Origin of the sequence: Bacillus sp. TH19 (genome assembly GCF_016651075.1) — a bacterium.
GTDB lineage: Bacteria > Bacillota > Bacilli > Bacillales > Bacillaceae_G > Bacillus_A > Bacillus_A mycoides.
This window is the reverse complement of the sequence record NZ_JAEKEO010000010.1, coordinates 746,420-767,891: the sequence shown is the minus strand read 5'-3', so window position 1 is coordinate 767,891 and position 21,472 is coordinate 746,420. Positions and strand designations below refer to the sequence as shown.

At 34.9% G+C, this 21,472-nt stretch carries 20 protein-coding genes and 3 pseudogenes; 4 read left to right on the top strand and 19 right to left on the bottom strand.

All coding sequences use genetic code 11. The annotated features are described in order from the left end of the window. Window positions 1-16: 16 nt before the first annotated feature. From JFU54_RS21635 to JFU54_RS21605, 7 genes are all read right to left on the bottom strand, one after another. Window positions 17-1,072, bottom strand: a complete 1,056-nt coding sequence (locus JFU54_RS21635) for a sulfate ABC transporter substrate-binding protein (protein ID WP_002011197.1) — start codon at window positions 1,070-1,072, stop codon at window positions 17-19. A 233-nt stretch (window positions 1,073-1,305) separates the two neighbouring features. Beyond that, window positions 1,306-2,331, bottom strand: a complete 1,026-nt coding sequence (locus tag JFU54_RS21630; protein ID WP_201066328.1) for an S-layer homology domain-containing protein — start codon at window positions 2,329-2,331, stop codon at window positions 1,306-1,308. A 27-nt stretch (window positions 2,332-2,358) separates the two neighbouring features. Further along, entirely contained in the window at window positions 2,359-2,610 is a 252-nt protein-coding gene (locus JFU54_RS21625; protein WP_000435464.1) for a hypothetical protein, read from the bottom strand. A 185-nt stretch (window positions 2,611-2,795) separates the two neighbouring features. After that, on the bottom strand, window positions 2,796-4,328 hold the full coding sequence (locus JFU54_RS21620; RefSeq protein WP_201066326.1) for a fatty acid--CoA ligase family protein: 1,533 nt from the start codon (window positions 4,326-4,328) through the stop codon (window positions 2,796-2,798). Between the two features lie 177 nt (window positions 4,329-4,505). Next, window positions 4,506-4,931, bottom strand: a complete 426-nt coding sequence (locus JFU54_RS21615) for a hypothetical protein (protein WP_201066324.1) — start codon at window positions 4,929-4,931, stop codon at window positions 4,506-4,508. A 145-nt stretch (window positions 4,932-5,076) separates the two neighbouring features. Continuing rightward, on the bottom strand, window positions 5,077-6,066 hold the full coding sequence (gene lplA / locus JFU54_RS21610) for a lipoate--protein ligase (RefSeq protein WP_201066322.1): 990 nt from the start codon (window positions 6,064-6,066) through the stop codon (window positions 5,077-5,079). A 9-nt stretch (window positions 6,067-6,075) separates the two neighbouring features. Beyond that, a complete protein-coding gene (locus JFU54_RS21605) occupies window positions 6,076-6,810 on the bottom strand; it encodes an MBL fold metallo-hydrolase (protein WP_201066315.1) in 735 nt (244 codons plus the stop codon). 203 nt (window positions 6,811-7,013) lie between these two features. Between JFU54_RS21605 and yhfH the strand changes: the two genes are divergently transcribed. Further along, entirely contained in the window at window positions 7,014-7,142 is a 129-nt protein-coding gene (gene yhfH / locus JFU54_RS21600; protein ID WP_000567010.1) for a protein YhfH, read from the top strand. Window positions 7,143-7,181: 39 nt separating this feature from the next. Here the strand turns inward: yhfH and JFU54_RS21595 are convergent, their stop codons facing one another. Further along, window positions 7,182-8,195 carry a LacI family DNA-binding transcriptional regulator gene (locus JFU54_RS21595; RefSeq protein ID WP_002087115.1) on the bottom strand — a complete coding sequence of 338 codons (1,014 nt, stop codon included), beginning with the start codon at window positions 8,193-8,195 and terminating at the stop codon, window positions 7,182-7,184. Between the two features lie 224 nt (window positions 8,196-8,419). Further along, complete coding sequence (locus JFU54_RS21590; RefSeq protein ID WP_201066313.1) at window positions 8,420-8,929, bottom strand: GNAT family N-acetyltransferase; 510 nt, start codon at window positions 8,927-8,929, stop codon at window positions 8,420-8,422. A gap of 149 nt (window positions 8,930-9,078) precedes the next feature. Here JFU54_RS21590 and JFU54_RS21585 point away from each other — a divergent pair. Then, a pseudogene (locus JFU54_RS21585) lies at window positions 9,079-9,419 on the top strand (PH domain-containing protein). Window positions 9,420-9,594: 175 nt separating this feature from the next. Here JFU54_RS21585 and yknW read toward each other — a convergent pair. From yknW to JFU54_RS21570, 3 genes are read right to left on the bottom strand one after another with little or no spacing between them, the layout of a single operon-like run. After that, the gene (gene yknW / locus JFU54_RS21580; RefSeq protein ID WP_002134857.1) at window positions 9,595-10,272 is read right to left on the bottom strand and encodes a YknW family membrane protein; all 678 of its coding nucleotides are present in this window, start codon (window positions 10,270-10,272) and stop codon (window positions 9,595-9,597) included. A gap of 24 nt (window positions 10,273-10,296) precedes the next feature. Beyond that, complete coding sequence (locus tag JFU54_RS21575; protein ID WP_141535390.1) at window positions 10,297-10,599, bottom strand: DUF2087 domain-containing protein; 303 nt, start codon at window positions 10,597-10,599, stop codon at window positions 10,297-10,299. A 36-nt stretch (window positions 10,600-10,635) separates the two neighbouring features. Beyond that, window positions 10,636-10,848 carry a hypothetical protein gene (locus tag JFU54_RS21570; RefSeq protein WP_088031250.1) on the bottom strand — a complete coding sequence of 71 codons (213 nt, stop codon included), beginning with the start codon at window positions 10,846-10,848 and terminating at the stop codon, window positions 10,636-10,638. Between the two features lie 185 nt (window positions 10,849-11,033). Between JFU54_RS21570 and JFU54_RS21565 the strand changes: the two genes are divergently transcribed. Next, on the top strand, window positions 11,034-11,756 hold the full coding sequence (locus JFU54_RS21565) for a hypothetical protein (RefSeq protein ID WP_201066311.1): 723 nt from the start codon (window positions 11,034-11,036) through the stop codon (window positions 11,754-11,756). 38 nt (window positions 11,757-11,794) lie between these two features. On the opposite strand, the pseudogene JFU54_RS21560 reads toward JFU54_RS21565, so the two are convergent. The 6 genes and pseudogenes from JFU54_RS21560 to JFU54_RS21535 all read right to left on the bottom strand — a co-directional run. Beyond that, window positions 11,795-14,383 (bottom strand): annotated as a pseudogene (locus tag JFU54_RS21560) (YhgE/Pip family protein); the annotation flags it as partial. 143 nt (window positions 14,384-14,526) lie between these two features. Next, window positions 14,527-15,657 carry an RNA-guided endonuclease InsQ/TnpB family protein gene (locus JFU54_RS21555; RefSeq protein WP_088292316.1) on the bottom strand — a complete coding sequence of 377 codons (1,131 nt, stop codon included), beginning with the start codon at window positions 15,655-15,657 and terminating at the stop codon, window positions 14,527-14,529. A gap of 641 nt (window positions 15,658-16,298) precedes the next feature. Further along, window positions 16,299-16,523 (bottom strand): annotated as a pseudogene (locus JFU54_RS21550) (YhgE/Pip domain-containing protein); the annotation flags it as partial. Window positions 16,524-16,729: 206 nt separating this feature from the next. Next, window positions 16,730-17,302, bottom strand: a complete 573-nt coding sequence (locus JFU54_RS21545) for a TetR/AcrR family transcriptional regulator (RefSeq protein ID WP_061688996.1) — start codon at window positions 17,300-17,302, stop codon at window positions 16,730-16,732. Between the two features lie 273 nt (window positions 17,303-17,575). Beyond that, entirely contained in the window at window positions 17,576-19,513 is a 1,938-nt protein-coding gene (locus JFU54_RS21540) for a M56 family metallopeptidase (RefSeq protein WP_201066309.1), read from the bottom strand. Window positions 19,514-19,515: 2 nt separating this feature from the next. After that, window positions 19,516-19,917 carry a BlaI/MecI/CopY family transcriptional regulator gene (locus JFU54_RS21535; protein WP_088292318.1) on the bottom strand — a complete coding sequence of 134 codons (402 nt, stop codon included), beginning with the start codon at window positions 19,915-19,917 and terminating at the stop codon, window positions 19,516-19,518. Window positions 19,918-20,145: 228 nt separating this feature from the next. Between JFU54_RS21535 and JFU54_RS21530 the strand changes: the two genes are divergently transcribed. Beyond that, window positions 20,146-21,000, top strand: a complete 855-nt coding sequence (locus JFU54_RS21530; protein WP_002125815.1) for a hypothetical protein — start codon at window positions 20,146-20,148, stop codon at window positions 20,998-21,000. Window positions 21,001-21,134: 134 nt separating this feature from the next. On the opposite strand, the gene JFU54_RS21525 is transcribed toward JFU54_RS21530, so the two are convergent. Further along, window positions 21,135-21,413, bottom strand: coding sequence for a hypothetical protein (locus tag JFU54_RS21525; protein WP_201066307.1), 279 nt, complete (start codon window positions 21,411-21,413; stop codon window positions 21,135-21,137). Between the last annotated feature and the right edge of the window lie 59 nt (window positions 21,414-21,472).

Genomic DNA, 21,472 nt, shown 5'->3' with positions numbered 1-21,472 from the left:
GTCACCTCATCCCCCCTTATTTTTTATACATTTGATCGAATACGCCGCCATCATTAAAATGCTTTTCTTGTGCTTTTTTCCATCCTCCAAATAGTTCATCAACTGTAAATAATTGAACTTTCGGAAATTGTGATGCGTACTTTTCTGCTACTTTTTCATTACGAGGGCGATAAAAGTTTTTCGCCGCAATTTCTTGCCCTTTTTCTGAATACAAATATTCAAGATATCCTTCTGCTACTTTTTTCGTTCCTTTTTTATCAACGACTTTGTCTACAACTGCTACTGGCGGCTCGGCAAGTATACTAATCGAAGGTGTTACAATTTCGAATTTATCTTTTCCAAGTTCTTTTTGTGATAATAACGCTTCATTTTCCCAAGCGATTAACACATCACCAATTCCTTTTTCAACGAAAGTTGTCGTTGCCCCGCGTGCTCCTGAATCTAGTACTTCCACGTTTTTATAAATTTGACCGACAAATTCTTTCGCCTTATCTTCACTATTGTTATATTTCTTCAGTGCATATCCCCACGCCCCTAAATAGTTCCACCGTGCTCCCCCAGATGTTTTCGGGTTTGGTGTAATGACAGACACACCTTTTTTCGTTAAATCATCCCAATCTTTAATTCCTTTCGGGTTTCCTTTTCTAACAAGAAATACAATCGTTGATGTATACGGAGTAGAATTATCCGCAAGTCGCTTCTGCCAATCTTCTGCTAGTTGTTTCTTCTTACTAATCGCGTCAATATCATAAGCGAGCGCTAGTGTTACAACGTCTGCTTCTAAACCGTCAATAACGGAGCGTGCCTGACTTCCAGATCCCCCGTGTGATTGCTTTACATTTACTGTTTGACCATGCTTCTCTTTCCAATACTTCGCAAAGTCTTTATTGAAATCTTGATATAACTCACGCGTTGGATCATATGAAACATTTAAAAGTTCGACTGTCTTCTTATCTGCACTTCCTTCAGAATTGTTAGTGGATGTTGCCGAACCACACCCTGACAAAAGGACAAATGCTGATAATAAAACACCTGTACTTTTCATTAATGCTGTCTTACTCCACTGTTTCATATATAAAGCCCCCTTAGTTTGTACAATAGAAAAAGGCACACAATCTATTCACAAAAGTGAACGTTGTGCGCCTTCAGTTTCTCTGATGAGCTTCTATTGTATTCTGTTTGATTTCTTTCCATTTTAATTCCGTAATTCACATGTGTCAACTTGGAATTCGGAATTATTATATAAGAAACTTCATACAAGCTAAAAATCAGCGGGAATAGAATCCCACTGATTTTAGTTTCGATTTATTTCTTTAACTTATCTGTCTTCGCAATAAATTGAGCTGCTTCTGCGCGGCTTACCGCTTTATCTGGAGCCCATCCATTATCTGTTCCAACTGAAATATTTTCTTGGATTAAAATGTTCGCATACTTCGTACCCCAATGATCTTTTAAATCAGCAAATTCTTTTGGTAGTTTAATATTTTCATTTCTTTCTAATTTATATGCATTCACAAGCATAGAAGCCATTGATGCACGGTTAATTAGCCCGCTCGGATTAAAGTTACCCTTATCATCACCTTTTACAATGCCAGCTTTTTCAACTGCTGCGATGTAAGGTGTAGCCCAATGATTTTGAGCATCGCGGAATGATGGCTTCGCATCTTTATTAATTTCTAATCCTAAAACAGTAGCTAATATTTTTGCTGCTGAACCACGATCGATATTTTCAGCTGGTGCAAATGTACCAGCTGGCTTACCGTGTACTGCCTCTTTGTCTACTAAATATTGAACTGACTCTTGTGCCCAAGTCGGTACATCTGAGAACTTAGATTTCTTTTCAATTGTACTCGCATCGATTTCAAACTGCACTTGATGTTTATGGTCATATTTAATTGCTGGAATTAATATGTGCATTTGCATATTATATTTTTTCGAGAACTCATCGATTTCAAATTGAACAACTTTCGTACCATTATTTGTTTTATCTTCAGAGATCACTTTCACATCATGGAATGTCCCTAATTTATTAGTATCTTCTACTTTAAGATACTGGAAATAGCTACTATCTTGTACTGTTAACGTAACAATTTTTTTGTCACCTTGAATTGTTACTTTTACATTTTTTAAATATGTAGAAGCAACAGATGTTTCATTCGTTTGATCTTTATACGTTTTTAAAATAACGTCATATGTACCATCTGCAAGTTTACTATTTGCTTTCATTTCTACTGCCGCTTCTGCTTTCGCGATCGGTGCCATAATACCACTGAATGGAACTGCTAAAGTTGCTGCTATAACGAACGCATTAACATATTTTTTCTTAATCATTATCAATGTCAAATAAAATTAATAATACTATTTCCTACATAAGTACGCCTTCCGCTCATTTTTAAAAAGCAAATAATGCGCCGTGTGAACTTTTCTTTCCAAATAATCAATAGAATACGAGCTTGATGGATCAACTAAATCACCTATCGCCCCTGAAAGGTGATCAATTACCTTTTGCAATGTTTCTAAGTTCTTCTTTTCACTCTCCATATTCATTTCATCCATAATGTCACAAATAAGATATTGTACTTTCCGTAAGCGTAATTCCTTCTGCTCCACGTATATCTCCTCCTTATTAGCAATATTACGTTTTAAATATATGGGCTTATAGCTTAACCAATTCTAAAAAATAACGTGAAACTTTAATGAGTAGGAATTTTGTCCATCCAAACTAATCCAGCTTTTTTGGGACAAAAAGATATCCATCTCTATACATGTAGTCATAGTGATGGATATCTTTATTTTTATACTTGCAATGCCTTCTCTCTCAAAGCTCTTCGTAACAACTTACCAGTTGTATTCTTCGGCAATTCTGTTAAAAACTCAATGCTCTTTGGCACTTTATATTTCGCTAAATGTAACGTGCAGTAATGCGTAAGCTCCTCTTCTGTTACGCTTGTTTGCTTCAGAACGACGTAAGCTCGCACTGCTTCTCCTAAGTTTTCATCAGGAACACCGATTACGACAACTTCAGCTACCGAATCATGAGTATATAATACTTCCTCTACTTCACGAGGATATACGTTATAACCGCCAACTAAAACAATATCTTTTTTGCGATCGACGATATAGAAGTAACCTTCTTCATCCATTTTCGCTAAGTCACCTGTATATAGCCAGCCATCTTTAATTGTCGCCGCAGTATCTTCTGGCGCATTATAGTAACCCTTCATAACGTTAGGTCCGCGAACAATTAACTCCCCAACTGCACCGACAGGTACTTCTTCCCCAAGTTCATTCACAATTTTATTTTCTACATGCCAAATATTTGTACCAATCGAACCTGGTTTACGAGGACGATCTAATGGATTAAAACAAGTAACTGGTGATGCTTCTGATAAACCGTATCCTTCTGAAACAATCACATCAAAACGTTTTTCAAAGTTTTGCAGAAGGGCAACAGGCATTGACGCACCACCTGAAATACAGAGACGAAGCGTCTTTACATCTTCTGCGCTTGCTTCTTCAAATAAATATAAGTAATTGTACATCGTCGGCACACCTGCAAAAATCGTTGGTTCATACGTACGACAAATACGGAATACTTCTTTCGGACTAAACTTCGGTACCATTAAAATCGTTGCCCCGTTCACAATCGGCGCATTTACTGCAACTGTTAAACAGAACACATGGAACATCGGCAATGCCGCAACGACGCGATCATCCGCAGTATATTGTAAATATGACGCAACATCGCTTGCGTTACTATATAGGTTTTTATGTGTTAACATAGCGCCTTTTGGCTTTCCAGTTGTACCTGAAGTGTATAAAATAACAGCTACATCTTCTTCATCTAGTTCAGGACCTTCGTAAGCTATATCTCCAGTTCCTATAAAACTAGTAAACGTTTTCATTTTTTCCGTTTCTGTATGAGTAAAATCTGATGAGGTTTCGCATATGATGATATTTTCAAGTGAAGGAAGTCTTGTTGTAAGAGATTGTATAACAGGTAGAAGGACGTCGAGTACGATGATTGTTTTTACATCTCCATTTTGTAATATGTAATGTATTTCGTCTGCTGTATAAATTGGATTAATCGGAATGACAGTTGCTCCGGCTTTCATCGTTCCGTATAAACCTACTAAAAAATGTGGTGAATTGCCTACAGCTAATGCGACATTGTCCCCTTTTCCAATGCCCATTTTTGCTAAATTACTAGAAAACCTAGTGACCACTTTGTTTAATTGGTCATAAGAGACCGACTGATCCATAAATATGTACGCCGGTTTATCCCCCTTCTTTTTTGCCGTTTCAGCCAAAGATTGAACGAGATTCACACAAACCCCACCTTTATAAAATTTAGAATATTTAAAAATTCTAAATTAATTATATTAAAAGAAAATTAAAGTAGCAAGTGATATTCCATTAATTGAATATACATCGACCACTTTCTTCCAGAACACTTTAGTAAGATACGAGAATTATATGTGAAAGAAACAGGTACAAACATATAGTTAAACTGTAGCTAAAATCATTGTAGGATAATATGCACTCATCTTTCCCCTAAGTTTTTCAACTTCCTCTTTATTTAAAGCCGTATACTCTCCATACAAATTGAGAGCGTCCGCTCCATTTTCATGCAAGTAGACTGTAACATATAGTGTCGGTAATCCTTTATTTTCTTCATCTATCGACAAGACAACATCTGGCGTTTTATTAACGCTACTAAACGTTTCATTTCTTTTCCATTTCTTATTTTGAAACATAGTTTGTACATTATTTATTTTTTCTTTGTTTTTTGTATGCGTATAATATATGACATTATCCTTCGCTGGCTTGCCAATAGACAAAGTCGTACGGTTTGAAGAAGTTTCATCGTTACAAGCTGTCATCCCTATAACGAAGCTGATCAATAATATAAAGTGTATTATCCTTTTCATTTCGATCATCCTCCTTTAATTATATATACTTCCTTTATAATAAAAGAATGTCCTGCTAGTAAATGTTTTTAGGGACGCTTTTAACGGTAAATGAATTCATAATAAAAAAGCCATCCCAAAAGGTATTTTGGGATGGCTTCTTCTTTTAGAAGAATAAATGCAAGAAATCTTCTGTTGTAATATTACCGAAGTAGCGTGCGATATCTACGCCTTCTAAAGCTACGGTGAATGCATCTTTATCAAATTGTACGCCTGTTAGACGCTCTTCAATGTCATGAACATCTAGTGATCCGAAGAAGTCACCGAAAATTTTACATTCTGTTACTGCTCCTTTTTTCACTTCAAGACGAACGTCAACTTGTCCAACTGGGAAGCGGTGTGAATGTTGTAAGTTGAACTTCGGTGATTTTCCGTAGTTCCAGTCCCAATTGCGGTAGCGCTCTTCAGAAAGTTTATGGATTTCTTTCCAATCATTTTCTGTTAATTCGTACGTTGGAATTTCTGTTTCTCCTTCGAAAATTGTTTCTAGAAGAAGTTGTCTAAACTCTTCTGTCGTCATTTTTTCGTTTAAGAACTCTGTAATATTCGCAACGCGGCTACGGATTGATTTAATTCCTTTTGATTGAATTTTATCCATTTTCACTTTTAGTGCTGATACGACGTGATCGATTTCAGAGTCAAATAGTAACGTACCGTGACTGAACATACGACCTTTCGTTGAGAACTGCGCGTTACCTGAAATTTTTCTACCTTCAGCTAAAATATCGTTACGGCCACTTAGTTCTGCATTTACACCTAATTTACCAAGCGCTTTCGTTACAGGCTCTGTGAATTTTTTGAAGTTGCTGAAACTATCTCCATCATCTTTCGTAATAAAGCTGAAGTTTAAGTTTCCTAAATCATGATATACTGCGCCTCCGCCTGATAGACGACGAACGACATGAATACCTTGTTCTTTTACGTAATCTGCATTAATTTCTTCTACTGTGTTTTGGTTTTTACCAATGATAATCGAAGGTTTGTTAATGTAGAACAGTAAATATGTTTCGTTAATATCTAAATTCTTCACACAATATTCTTCAATCGCTAAGTTTATTCTAGGATCTGTAATCCCTTTATTATCAATAAATAACATCGTATCACCTCATGAATTCCATACGTAGCCACTATGCGCTAGCGTAATATGGCCACTGAAAATTTGTTTTGCTTCTGTTACTAAATCAGATGGGTTGCCTGTATGCGGTAAGTGCGTTAATAAAAGTTCTTTTACATTTGCATCTTTCGCAATACTTGCTACTTCTGTACTATTCATATGCCCTGCTTTTGCAGCCTCTTGATGTGCATACATATTACATTCACAAATGAAAAGATCAGCATCTTTTGTGAACGGAATAAATTCAGGAATATAACTTGAATCTGCACTGTATACAACAACATCATCGCCAGCTATAATACGCATCGCAAAGCATGTAACAGGATGAACAGTTTTTAAGAATGAAATGGAGAACGGTCCAATTTGAAGTGTTTCTTCTGGATTGTACGCGATTCCTTTCGTATGCGGTTCATGCGTTAAAGAATGGAATCCATTCTCGTCAAACGTATGACCGTATATTGGTAACTCCGGTAGTTGTCCTTTTGTCACACTCGTAATTAATCTTGCATATTGCAGCACCCCAATGTCTGCAACATGATCATGATGATAGTGTGACAGTACAACTGCATCTATATGAGATGGTGTTATATATTTTTGAAGCTGTGCTAGTACACCACTGCCACAGTCTACAAGTAAACGAAAACCATCGTGTTCAAACAAATACCCCGACGTTGCTTCTCCCGCTTCTGGAAAGCCGCCCCAAAAGCCGACAACAGTCATCTTCATATGTATCCATCCTTTCTAAAACCGCGTAGGAATGCCGTTTTTTTCCGTACTTGAGAAAGTTTTTTACTTACATCCTACATTGTTAACTATAATCCATTTCCTAAACTTTTTCATTAATTTTCACTTTTGTTATAAAACAGTTGTTGACTTTTGTTTTTTGTACTAATACAATGATAGTAAGAAATGGAAATGGAGGGATTGACATGATCGATCAACCAATGGAGTTTTTCCGAAATTTACCGACGAAAACTTGTGCTCATTGCGGGAAGGAAATTGATGAGCAGCACGAAGCATACCATAACAAATGTGACGATTGCGTTCACGAAGAATAGTAGTTTGTAAACATAAAAAAACCTAGCAGACATAGTCTACTAGGCTAATAACATCGTATCCTTCATCGTTGAACCTTTCACCAAGAGCTCCAGTTCAAACTCATACAATTCTTTTTGTCGATAATTTTTCGTATGGATTTTATCCATCATTAAGTCGACAACTTTTCGGGCCATCTCGTCGATTGGTTGTTCAATTGTCGTAATACCTGGCTCTGTAATCTGCGCCAAAATTTGATTATCAAAACCGATCACAGCGAGATCTTCTGGAATACTCCAACCATGGCGTTTCGCCTCTGAGATAATTCCAGCTGCAACCTCGTCGCCTCCTGCCAAAATCGCGGTAGGATTTTTTTTGTCCTTTAATACTTCATTGAATATTCGTTTTCCATCATCCCAAGAGAAAGCGTTTTCAAGAAAATCGATCGCTTCCACTTCTCTACTCTTTTCAGTAATAGCGCGTAAAAAGCCCATTTTTCGCTGTTGGCTCACTACTTTCGTTTCGTTGCCACGGCAAAAAATCAGATTACGATATCCTTGTTCTAATACATGATTGGCAGCTATGTATGCACCCTGTGCATGATCGAACTTCACTGTTGGAACATTTGCTTCCTCAATATATTCATTACATAACACGATTGGACCGTGTTGCAAGTATGGCTCCACATTCTCCCATGGATTTTCTAGTGAACATAGAATAATCCCATCTACTTGTTTCGTAGATAATAATTGTAAATACTCCATCTCTTTTTCCGGTAAATATCTTGTTTGACAAATAATCAGTTTATATTTATGTTCAGAAGCAGCAATCTCGATTGCTTCAATAAATCTACTAAAAAAAGGATTTGTAATCCTTGGAACAAGCACCGCAATTGTTTCTGTTTTTTGTTTACGAAGCCTTCTCGCCGCAGAATTAGGAACGAAGCCTAAATGCTTCATTGCTAATTGAACCCTTTTCTTCTTCTCATCTGAAACATATGGATGATTATTGATCACCCTAGAAACCGTTGTCCTTGATAACCCCGCTAATTTCGCCACGTCCTCGATAGTCGACACGAAATTTCCCCCTTTGCATGAAAACGTTTTCTTATCCTGATTATATAGTATATTATTGGAAACTGCAATATAGGTTCTTATGATTTTACTATATTAATATTATACATAGGGAAAAGTCTGTTAATGGCAGGGAATTACACACTACTTTTAGAATTTCACAATATGTATATAAAAAAAGATGTACATACCATAACGCATATACACCTTCTTAATTAATAAGAATTCTATTCAATATAAAAACCCATCAATACGTCGTCTCCATATGATCCATCTTCATATTTAATTTGCTTTCTGTGCCTTCCTTCTTCTACAAAGCCAGTTCGTTTATACACTTTAATTGCTCTATCATTAATAGAAACTACGCCTAAGCAAATTTTCTCTAAATCTTTCTGCTCTTTAGCCCAACTAATAAGAAATTCAATTAGCTTCGTACCAATGCCTTGATTACAATACGCCTCCCTAATCCCCATTCCCATTGTGCCTGCATGTCGTAACCGTTCTAGTTCATATCGTTTGAAAACCAGAAAGCCAACCACCTTACTATCTACCTCGTAAACTATATAAAGGTTGCCTTTTTCACTACTTGTCTGTATCTTTTCTCTTTCTGAATCAATATCATTTGGTAATTTATTTGGAGATGATATAAAAAACTTTGTAGTAGTTTCTGATAAGATAATTTCTTTTCTAATATCCATAATTGATTCCGCATCAAGCTCTTTTGCTAATCGTACCACCGAATCACCTCGTACCTTTTTCTTTTAAAAATAGTATTGGAACTATCAAACTAAGAATCTCTAAAACGCTCAATATGCAACATTACATATTGAGAATCTTTTCACTTTTGATACAATATCCTTACATCTATATAAAAGGAATGTGTGCAATGAATCCAATTTTAACAGCCGCAAAACAACTACTACATAAAGAAGAAAAGATTTTATCTACTTTAAAATGTTCACTTACTGACTATATAAATACGCATAAAGTCCCATATCCAGGCATGCTACTTGCTACTAATAGAAGACTTCTCTTTTTAGCCAATATAAAAATACATTAATTGCCGAATTTGAGTATGAAAAAATTGTATCTATAGAAACGAAGAGAAGAATTTTTGACAAAAAAATAATATTTTATTATGAAGATGAATATATAACGGTGGGATACATTACAAGTTCAAATATTGAAGAGTTCATAGACTTACTACAAAGAAAAATGCAAGACTAGCGCGGGCTACTAATCGGGCATTTACGGGCTGTTGATCTCCCACCTAGCTTCTTTGCTCCAGCCGCATTTTGAGGTGGGAGTTTTACTGCCCGGCAAATAGCGGGATAAAAGGTGGTTTGTCCATATTCAAACCACCTTTTTCATACAAGCTTATAATTATACTTCCCACCTATCCTTACGCTTTAGATATTTCCTGCATAAACCCAGCCATGCTCGCTAATAAACTAGTGAAAACGAAAAGTACAATAATAAGAGGGATAAGTTTGTCTTTATTTAAATTCGTTATCGTTTTTAAACCTATTCCTAATAAAACGTAATACCAAATATTAAATATATCTATTCTTTGAGCAATTGTATGCAAGATCATATTATCTGTCGCTATTGCACCTAAACCTGTATAAGATATCTCATACCCACTTAGAGAAAATGCAATTAATCCGTTTAAAATCATCCCTAATCTTAATACAAACGAAGCATAAATGATTATCGGGAATGTTTCTTTATAGTTAATATCAACTCCAAAGAAAATCATAATGTTCTTATAGAATATAGGTGCAAAAAGTATAGCTACGATTCCACTGACTGCTGAAAATCCAAATGTAGTAAAGAAAGTTATGTATTTCGGAACAGTAAATCCCGTTTTATCATGAAACATACTGAGTGCAGGATTATTTAAAGAATTCCAAGACATTAAGGCACTTGAAATTATAATAAGCACAATTAAAAAGGCTAGTGGAAAGAATATATTTCTTTGATTCTTCATCCTTTTGAATTGTAGTGTTGGCGAAGTGAATATCCCAAAAATCGATGGTTTTCCAGAAATCTCTTCATGCATAAGACTACTAGCTTGCAAGAAAATCCCCCTTCCTCATTACATTTATAACTCTTCCCATTTCCTCCATACTTCTCTCTCATTTATACGATACACATTATCCTCTCGATCCATAAACCCATGCACAATAAACTCTCGTCTAATCGTACAAAAATCATCATGATATTGTTTTATGAATGTATTAATTTCTTTTTCTGTATATTGATTTTCAGCATTTAATTTGCTAATTAAATGCTCTAACAATACTAGTTTTTTCTTCTTTTGACCTGGAATCGATTTTAAACGGTCCTCTTTATCAAAAAAGTTACGAATGGTCGTATCCCTGAATTTCATTTCACTTTCGGTCATTTTGTTGTCCTCCATCGGTTTTTATATAATAAAACTTTATTGTTTGTCCTTACCATTTTTCTTCATGCTTTCACTTACAACATCCATAAGGTAATACCCGCTAATTAGCACATAGTAAACTAAAAGTATTCCTAGTGCATCTTTCATATTTATATATTTTTCTTTATGAAACAAGATAGGTGAAAGGGCGTAAACAAGAAAGATGATTAGCGGATTTAAGATAAAATAATAAGTAAGATTTCCTTTCATCGTATCAACTCCTCTATTCTATGTTTCTCTGCAAATTGTTGTAATTCCTTTTCACTTTTACTCCTCTCATCCACACTTTTTTAATTTATTTATCACCCTTATATTTGTAACTTATTATTCAAATTAACAATTCCACATGGTAAATTATGTTATAATCCATTTATACATACTTTGGAGGGTACATAGTGAAAAAAGCTATTATAGTATTAAGCATCCTATATCTTATTTTAACTGTACATACAGGAGCTGTTCTTTTAGGAAAAGAAGATTATAGAGGTGCTATCAATACATTAAAAGAAACGAAGGAAGTCTCTTCATTTCAATCTGCAAAAGACGGTGTGATTTTATTAAAAGGAACATTAACTACCGCGCAACCTATTACAGAGGAAAAACTTCAAAATAAAGAATTTGCACTTCTTGAAATTAATACATATAAACGACGAAAGGCAAATTGGAAAAACATTGATACCGAGAAGCATATTGCAAAGCAGCTCTTACTAAACAATGAGGCTCTTCCTACATTAAAAGAAATCCGCTTCTCAATGGAACCAATTACACTGTCAGGAAAAGATATTTCCGCCGAAGACTACACACTAAAAAAAGATGATACTCAATTAACAATTAAAGGTAAAGGATACCGATACACAGGAATAGAAAACAAATCAGACACTCTTATTTTTGGTATAAAAAAAGGAGATACACTTGAAGGGTATAGTGGCTCAGAAATTCTAATAGGAAAAACAAAAGAGGACATTGCCAGTAACATGAAACTATATACTTTTGCTGAAAGATATGGTCCATTTGTTTGGATTGTAGCTACTATTATCCTTATAAGTATTGGTATATACTTGTTCCGTAAAAATAGAAAAACAAATAAAATTTCTCATCCAATAAAACAAGACCAATAAAAAAGGCACCATTTCGGTGCCTTTTTTATATTTCTTATTTACGCTTCAACCGATTGATTCTCAGCAATATTTTTAAATTGTCGTTTGTGCATCCAAGTTAATGAAGCAATTGTTCCAAGTGATAATACAACGATAAAGATCATGAGTATCCCAATATTTTGCCACATGAAGTTAAAGTCTCCGCTTGATACGACTGCTTTCAATCCTGATACAGAATATGTCATCGGTAACCAAGCATTAAATGGTTGTAAATACTTCGGAATCAACTCTAGCGGGAATGTTCCAGCACTTGTTGTAAGCTGAATAATTAATGTGATGATGGCGATGAAACGCCCTGCATCACCGAATGCTGTTACTAAACATTGAATTAATGAAATAAACGCTAAGCTCGTAACAATACTAAAGAGTATAAAGTATGGAATACTTTGTACTTCTACACCTAACCAGAACAGTAATATGACATCTGCTACTATTGCTTGAATAATACCGACTGATAGTAAAACACCAAACTTACTAATAAACCAGCTGAATCCTGATTTCGGAACGCCAACTGTATCACGTAATGGATATACGATTGATAATAGTAATGCCCCAACGAATAAACCGAGTGATAAGAAATACGGTGTGAATCCTGTTCCGTAGTTTGGAACTTCCGCCATTTTCTCCGTCTTCACTTTTACAGGGCTTGCAAACATATCATACGTTTTATCCGTTCCTTTCACTTCACCAGTTTTCTCTGCCCCTTCGCCAAGTTTCTCAGCAAGTTCACCTGAACCATCATTTACTTTTACGAGGCCATCTGTCACTTTTCCTGATCCATCTGCTAGTTTATTTACTCCGTCGATTAGCTGGGTTGAGCCAGTGGACATTTTATTTAGGCCACCATTTAGAGTACCTAAGCCAGTTGTTACTTGACTTGAGCCATCTGCTAATTGCGTTATTCCGCCTGTCATTTGACTTGCTCCTACAGATAATGTGCCTAAACCGCCTGTTACTTGGTTTGATCCATCTGCCAATTGATTTATTCCGCCTGACATTTGATTTGCTCCTGTAGATAATGTACCTAAACCGCCTGTTACTTGACTTGAACCGTCCACTAATTGGGTTACTCCACCTGACATTTGGTTGGCTCCTACCGATAATTGACCTAATCCTGCTGTCACCTTTCCAGATCCACTTTGTAATTGAGTTACTCCATCAATTAGTTGACCTGATCCGTCTTTTAGTTTATCGGCACCTATTTTCACATTAGCTAAACCTTCACCAAATCCATGAAACTTACTAACAAATTTGGTTTGTTCGTTCGTTAGTTTCTCAATACCCTCCGTTAAATTCTTCACCTCTGCTGGATTTGGTAGTTTATTTTGCAATCCACTTGTTGTTTGATGTATTTCACCTTTTAATTGTTTTACTTCTTCATTTAATTTGTTTGTTCCACCTGCTACTCCGGCAGCTTTTTGCTGAACTGTCGCTGTACTTTTTGCCGCATTTGCTATAAATGGTTGTAACTGCTCTTGATATTCTTTTGGTAAACTTTCAATTTGCTTTTGCAAATTCGCTACATCTTGCGCTGCAGTTGTTGCATCCCCTGCTGTTGATTGAGTAAATTCATTTAACTGATTTACGTTTTCTTCAGCCCCAGTCATTTTCTCATTTACTGTATTTAATATAGAAGGAATATTCGACTGCGCTTTCTCTAGGCCTGCAACAGAATTTTGTACTTTACTATTTAACTCCTGCAAACCTGTTTGAATCTCTTGGGACCCTTTTTCTAATTCACTTTGTCCTCCAACAAGTTGTTCCATACCATTTGATAGTTCAGTTGTTCCTGTTTTTAATTCATCTGATTTACTTACCAATTTGTTCAAACCACCGGTCACGTTCTCCGATCCACCTTGTAATTCATCAATTCCTTTTTGCATTTCACCTGTTTTACTATTTAACGTATTTAAACCTGCTGTCACCTTTCCGGATCCATCTTGTAATTTCCCTATACCAGTATGCATTTCACCTGTTTTGCTACTTAACGTATTTAAACCATCTGTTACTTTTCCAGACCCATCTTGTAATTTACCTATACCTGTCTGCATTTCACCTGTTTTGCTATTTAGCGTATTTAAACCGTTTGTTACTTTGCCTGACCCATCTACTAATTTATTAGATCCATCTGCTAATTTCTGAACCCCATCCTTCATCTCTCCAGATTTCCCTTGAAGTGTATGGAGCCCATCCGTCACTTTACTTGATCCATCATGCAACTCACTAGCTCCATCATGTAACTTATTTGCTCCTTCCGCCCCATCTGCTAATCCTTTTGAGACGTCTTTAATGGAATCAAACATTTTCTCTGCATATGTTTTCGTTAACGTACTTGATACTTCACCTTTAATTTTTTCAATGGCTGTTCCGCCAATTTGTGAAGATAAGAAGTTCAAGCTTTCGTTTGGAATGTATTCTAAGTTTAATAGTTTTGGATCATCTTTTAATAACGTTGTAGCATTACTTGAGAAGTCATCTGGAATGCGTACTAACATGTAATACTTTCTACCTTCCATTCCTTTTTTCGCTTCTTTTTCACTTACAAATTCCCATTTGAAACTTGTATTATCTTTTAAGTTATCAACGAGCCGATACGATAAACTTAACTAAATCTATACAATTCAATCAAATTTACACAAGTTAGTGCTTCAAAGTGTTCTCGCAACCCCAAAGGGACGAGGGGTATAACACTCCACACGAGGCAGTATCGTTACCTCCTATTATCAAGCATTTATTTTACCCATCTTGATAAATTTATCGCAGCATTTACATCCCTATCGTGATGGCTATTGCACCCAACACAGTTCCATTCACGAATCTTTAAACTCCACTGTCCTTCTAGTTGAACTAAATGGTCGTATTTAACTCCGCAACATGAGCAAATCTTGCTTGAGGCGAACCATTTATCAGCTTTTACATACTCGATGCCATATTTCTCACACTTGTATGACAAACATTGAAAGAAGAAGTTTAATTTTTGAAATGAAAATGCTTTCGATAGTTTTTTGTTTTTTAACAGGTTTGAGATAGGTAAGTCTTCCACAACAATTTTCATTGGTTTGGTTTTCACCAATTTTGCTGTTGCTTGATGGATATGGTTATTTCGGATATTGGTAATTTTCCTAGATAACCGCAGGTGCTCCGCTTTAGCTTTTTCATATCCGGCAGATTGAATTTTTACACCTTTTTTAAATCTCCTAGACATATCTCTTTGCGCTGACTTTTTCCTTTTCAAAAGTTTTTTAACCTTAGCATCTTTGTTTATATTTCGTTCTTTCATACCATTAGAAGCTACAAACAGCTCTTTTAAACCAACATCCACACCAATCGACTCATTGGTTAGTGCTTGTAATTCAAAGTCTTCTTGGAACCCTACACTAATCCACCAGTGACGACCATCAAATGTAACTCTTGGATTGGATGGCTTTTTGTTTCTTGGTAGTTGTTGGCTTGTTTTCACTTCTCCAATAGACTGAATATGAACTACTTTCTTTCCTATAATCAGTCTTTCATAATTGGCATAAAATCCTTGGATTAAATCTTTTTTGGATTTATAAGAAGTGTGATAACCATTTTGGTACTTTTCGAACGAATTTTTTCGCGCCTTGTCAAAATCTTTTGAAGCCTGTTTGGGAACTTGTGCGTTGATATTTTTTAACCACTCATATTGCTTTCGCTTCTTGATCTTTGTAAATCGTTTCTGTAAAGCTAACTGTGAAACAGATTTTCCAAATAGCTTATAGTATCTATCACTCATTCTTTTACAATAGTTATAAGCAAATCTTGCAGCTCCAGCATGGTTTCTAAGCACTTTTTCTTGTTCAGGCGTTGGAATCAGTCTGACTTTCTTCGCTAATATCATCAGAATTTAACTTCTTTAATGAAAGATTTGTTCTTCTGAATAGTAGCGTGTTCCACCAGCATTCTCCTGAGACTACCAGGATACAAACCTGTTAATTCCGATACTTGACTAACTCGTGAAAATTTCATTATTATTCTCACCTCATTGAACCAAACATAGCACGTACGTTCGATAAATTCAATAAAGTTTGATAGATTCAATAAAATTTATCTTGTTCAACTAAGGGCGCAATTCCTTAGCCAGTTCTCTTATGAACTTCTCATGTTTTCACATGAGCGCAGACTATATGTTTATCTACTTAGAGATAGAGGATTTTTCCACCACCATAGGCTTGTGATGTACTCTCGTCAGTTATACGAGATAGTCGTTGAACGTTCATCTTATCCATTTTGACTTAGATGATTCGAGGCGGAAGACCCATTGTTCTAGTGTTTAGGATTTAACCTTGCACCATCTGATTGATTTTTTCTGCTTTCGCGACATTCACGCTCGCCATTTCTAGCCACGTTGTAGTTCAATCAGCTTTAGGGATTGCCCGCAGTTAACCCTCACTACTAGCCAATCACTTGACTAGCAGGGCTTACTGATATATTTAATTAACTTTAGTTTTAATTGGTTAAATAAATCGTAACAGTTAATTACCCTTTTCCGACCTCAATTGGTTTCCCATCAAATACTGCACCTTTATCTAAATTGACTACCGCAACTGGCAAGTCATCTAGCTGTTCATACGGATCCCAAAAGGCCCATAAAAACATACCCGCATATAAAATCGGTACGAATAAAACCGCGATAATTGGAATTAATATTTTTTTACTTTTTATAATCTCTGCAAATTCTTTACTAAGCAACTTATGCCATTTCATAATTTATCCCCCTTTTTAAAAATGACCAAAATTGATTTATGGTCATTTTTACCCAAATAAAAAGGCTATATCTGTTCATACATATGCCTTATCCCCGAATTTATACTATGCACATTTTCATCTACATGATTATATTTAACCATTCCCCTTATACGATTGACCGATTTGTTCAATTAGTCATTTTTTATAATATTAAAAGGATTATCTTAATTTGACAATCCTTTTAGTAAATAAAGTTCGAATAATTCCGATATTTTTTCTTTTTCTAACGGTTCATGATTTTTTTCCCAATCAAAAATAAGTGATACGTATAGGCGAAGCATAATAAATGCTGTAATTTCTGGATCACATTTGCTAATTTCACCTTTTTCAATCGCAATCTTTAAATACGATTGAATGACAGAAACGATTTCCACATCTACTTGTTGCATCACTTCTTGTACTTCTTTCGTTCCCATATCACGCTCTTCTTGAATTAACTTAATCATGAGCTGATGTTCTTTTCTGAATTCTAATATGCTATATAATGCTCTATGTACATTTTCAAAAAATGAAATATCTGAACGAATTGCATTTTCTGCAACTTGCTTCATTTCTGTAATTAAATTAGAAATAATTTCACCAAATAGCTCTTCTTTATTTTTGAAAAAAGTATAAATCGTTCCTTTTCCTACATTCGCTAACTTCGCTACTTGATCCATCGTTGTTGCTTTATAACCGAACGCTGAAAAAGACTTTGTTGCAGCTTCAATAATAGAACGTTTTCGATCTATCGCCACATCGTCACCTCCAAAAATGACCAATTGGATAATATAGTCAATCAGTACATCTTTGATATTACCACACGCTTACATTCTATACAAGTTCTCTTTTTTATTATTTCCAGTATTAAAAAATTCCAGTCAAGTTATACCATACTGTCCATAGTGTATCAAAAAGTATACTTGTATGGAAAGCAAGAATATATTCATAATAATTGCTGGCTAGATCACACTAGAAATCTAATTAAATAGACAGTGTTCTTAAAACCAAAAGTTTAAGAACACTGTCTTTTATTTTGACATAGAAAGTAATATTTTCTCCATCTCTTTCTTAGTTAGCTCATCATCGATTATCTCTTCGTATATCTTTGTATCTCTTGTAAAAATATCATTCACTATGACAATTTGATACTCACTATTCTTACCTCGTGCTGGTACAAACATTTTGAGGCCTCTTAACTTACCCTCTCCATGAGAAGATTTATTATATACCATTCCTTTCCCATCTAAACTATAACTTTCTAGATTCTCTTCTCCAGGCATCATGTAGTGTAGTGGATCCTTATTACCAGCTACATACATTCTTGACTGATAAATTGTAAAACCATATTTCCCTTTTGTATATTCTGATTTAATAACTAATTCTACATCTCTTCCAAAATATGAATCAGCCCATTCTCTTTTTAACTCATAACCTTCAGTTATATAAGTCGGCTGCTTAATTTGAAATGGTACATGATCTTTCGCTTCTTCCACAGTATATGTTAAAGACTTCTCCACCTTTTCCGAAAGTGGAATTAATTTCTTCTCAATAATAGCTAGTCTTTCTTGATCAGCTTTCTTCAAGCGTTCAGGTTTATATTCCTTTGTATCTCCATCATAATTCTCAGGCACATTTTTCTTAACCATTGCTTTTTTATGAATTTCTTGCGCTTCCTTAAATAATTGAACATACTGCTCAAATTCTTCTTTTGTAAAATTCTTTTCTGCCAAATACAAAAAATCTGTATTCCTTTTATATGACTTTATTGACATCCCCCATTCCCTACTTGCATTCTCCGGTGTACCTAATACTGTTTCTATCGCTTTTTCAAAAGCCGCTTTAGATTGCTTTTTTTCTACAACTTTTTCTTTCTGTCTTTCATCCCCCTCAGTTATCCTTGCATTTAATAAGAATCCGCCTGCTATAGCTGCTATAGCAATGATTCCAAGTAAAGAAAGACGATAAGATTTCTTTTGGAACTTTTTAATCATAACGATTCTCCTTTTTAGTGTTCGTTTATTTCTACTTAAATTTGCTAGGCTTGGTACTTGATAGGAATAATGTTCTAAAAGGGTAATAATTGTATGACCGTATGCAATTTGCTCCTCTTTATCTATAAAAGTAAGCGCATATGCATCACAGGCTAATTCTTGATCTTCTCGCATACAGAAATAGGCGTACCAAAGAATCGGATTGAACCAATTTAATAGGAGCAAACTATACATAATCCAATTTACAGCTACGTCGTTTCTCTTAATATGAGCTAACTCATGGTAAAAGACATATTGTAATTGTTGCTCATTTAATACTTTCATATGTTTTTTTGATAGTAATACTTTCGGCCGAAAGAAACTGAAAACAGTTGGGCTCGCAATCTTTCCTGCTACACGTAATGAAACTGCCTTCTTCATTTTCATAGACTGCTTACAGCGATTAAACACTGTAACGACCTGTTCATCCGTAATATCCGCTTGTTTCTTTATGTAAGAATATAAACGTCTATTTGTAATAAACGTTATGACTGCTAATACGATTACCCCAGCTAGCCAAACATATAGAGCAAGTTTGTATAAAGAAAATGTAGTCTGTTGTTCCGCACTCGCGTTTACTTCAGGTTCACCATTTTTTGTCACAGTTTCAGAATTTGATTCCAATTCCACTGTATGATTAGTTTCTATGTTCACTATACTCTCAGTAGACGGCATATTTTTTGGAATAACTTCCGATACACTAGAACTATAGGAAAGTAATGAATAAATACTATAAGAGCTATCTGGTGACCACGGTAAAAGAAGTCTTATCATTAATACGATCCACAGCATATATTGCCACCGGGGCGTTAATTTATTTCTAAATAGTACTTTTATACATAAAATAAATCCAACTAATATGCTAGCCATAAGTGACGTTTCTATAAGCCAATCAAAAAAATGAGGAAGGTATACATTTATAAGCGTGTCTATCATTGTTATCTATCCTTCCTCTTATTCTCCTCGGTCTTTTCATCTAAAATGCGTTTCAGTTCGTTAATATCTTCTGAAGACAATTTTTCCTCTTTTAAAAAATTAACAAGTAATGGCTTAAACGCTGCGCCGCAAAAACGCTTTAGCAAAGATTTTGTTTCAACTTGCAAATAATTATCTTGTGATACTAACGGATAATAAGCATACATACGCCCTTTATCTTGATGATAAGAAACGGCTTCCTTTTGTACTAACCGATTAATTAATGTACGGATTGTTTTCGGTTTCCAGTCCATTGTATCTTCCAGTTCTTCTATAATTTCATTCGCTGTTTGTGGAGAATTCGACCACAACACTTTCATAATTTCTAATTCTGCTTCAGATATTTTAGGTAATTTATTTGTCATATTGTTTTCCACCCCTCGTATTACATTTGTAATCTACAATTAAGATTACAAACGTAATACTAAATTGTCAACCATATTTTAGAAAATATAATTTCCGTTAAACCTTACTTAATGACAACGAAATTCCCTTTTTTCAAATAATCAAATAAAAAAACAAGAAAATCTTTACATTTAATAGTAATATAGAAAATAGACAAGTTTATCAAAATAGTGGAGGCTTTTTCAGTCATGATGCGTGCGCTTCGTTTAAATATAAAGCAAGCTTTTTGTAGTCGTATTTCTTTAATTATTATGTTTAGTGGATTCGTTCTTATTTGTATTTATCACTATTACTATGTAATTCGTTATTTAGGAGACGCAGCGAGTGGACCTATTTCAACAGATATAAAATGGATCGGATTTCGCGACAATGAAATGGATGTTTATTTATTATTAATGCCAGTTATTGCGAGTTTCCCCTTTAGTACAAGTTACAATTCGGATAAGTCAGATGGTTTTAAACCGTTTGTGAGTAAGGGGATTTCTTTATTTCCTTATTCATTAATGAAATATATCGTTACGTTTTTTTGCGGAGGATTTCTTTATACATTTCCATTCATCTTATCGTTATTATTTTGCAAATTAACCATTCCAGACGGAACACCTACGATTGGTTCAGGCATCATAAATGCTGATGGAATGTTCGCAAACCTATATTTCGATGCGCCTCTCACTTACATTACTGTATATATCGGAATTAATTTTTTATTTGCAGGTTTAATGGCTCTTTTAGGACTTGCTGCATCTGTATGGTCACAAAAGGACTATATGGCAATTCTCTTTCCATTTGCAGTTGCCTCCATTCCTTACGTCCTGCTAAATACAATATTTCCTTCAATAGGCGGAGCACCTATTCATTTATATGATCCGAAACAACCATTGCAAGGCATGTCACCATACATTTTAACGATGCAATGTGCTTTCTTCCTTCTCGTTAGCTTATTTATGTATATACAAGGAGTAAAGCGGGATAGAAAAAAATATAGAAGAAGGCTGCAAAAAAGAGATCGGTGTAGAAAAGCGTTTCAAGCAATTTCGGACTAACTAATTGAACGAATAAGAGCGTAATTCCCTAAGTTAGCTTAGAGAATTACGCTCTTATTATCATTTACATTTATCAATCTTATATTTTCAATACTCATATAATCCTCTCCCATTTACGGCGTACCTGCCAATCCTCATAAAATAACGATCGCCGCAAAATAAATCGCTTTAATACCTACAACTGAACATAATAAAATAATTGCGTATTTACTTAATTCTCTTCTTGCACCGATTAAAGTAAAAATAACCGCCAAACTAAACGTTATATAGGAAGTTGCGGTATTTATTAAGTAATACATACTATCTAGATTCTGTGTAAGCCCTGTTATATCGGCTACAAACTGAAGCATGACGATCATGCTAAAAAAAATTGCAAGCTGATTCATTAACTTTCCATTTAACCATGCTTGCATCTTTAACCTCCTCATTATAAAAAACTGAATTTTAAATTAATTTTAACATGATTTTTACA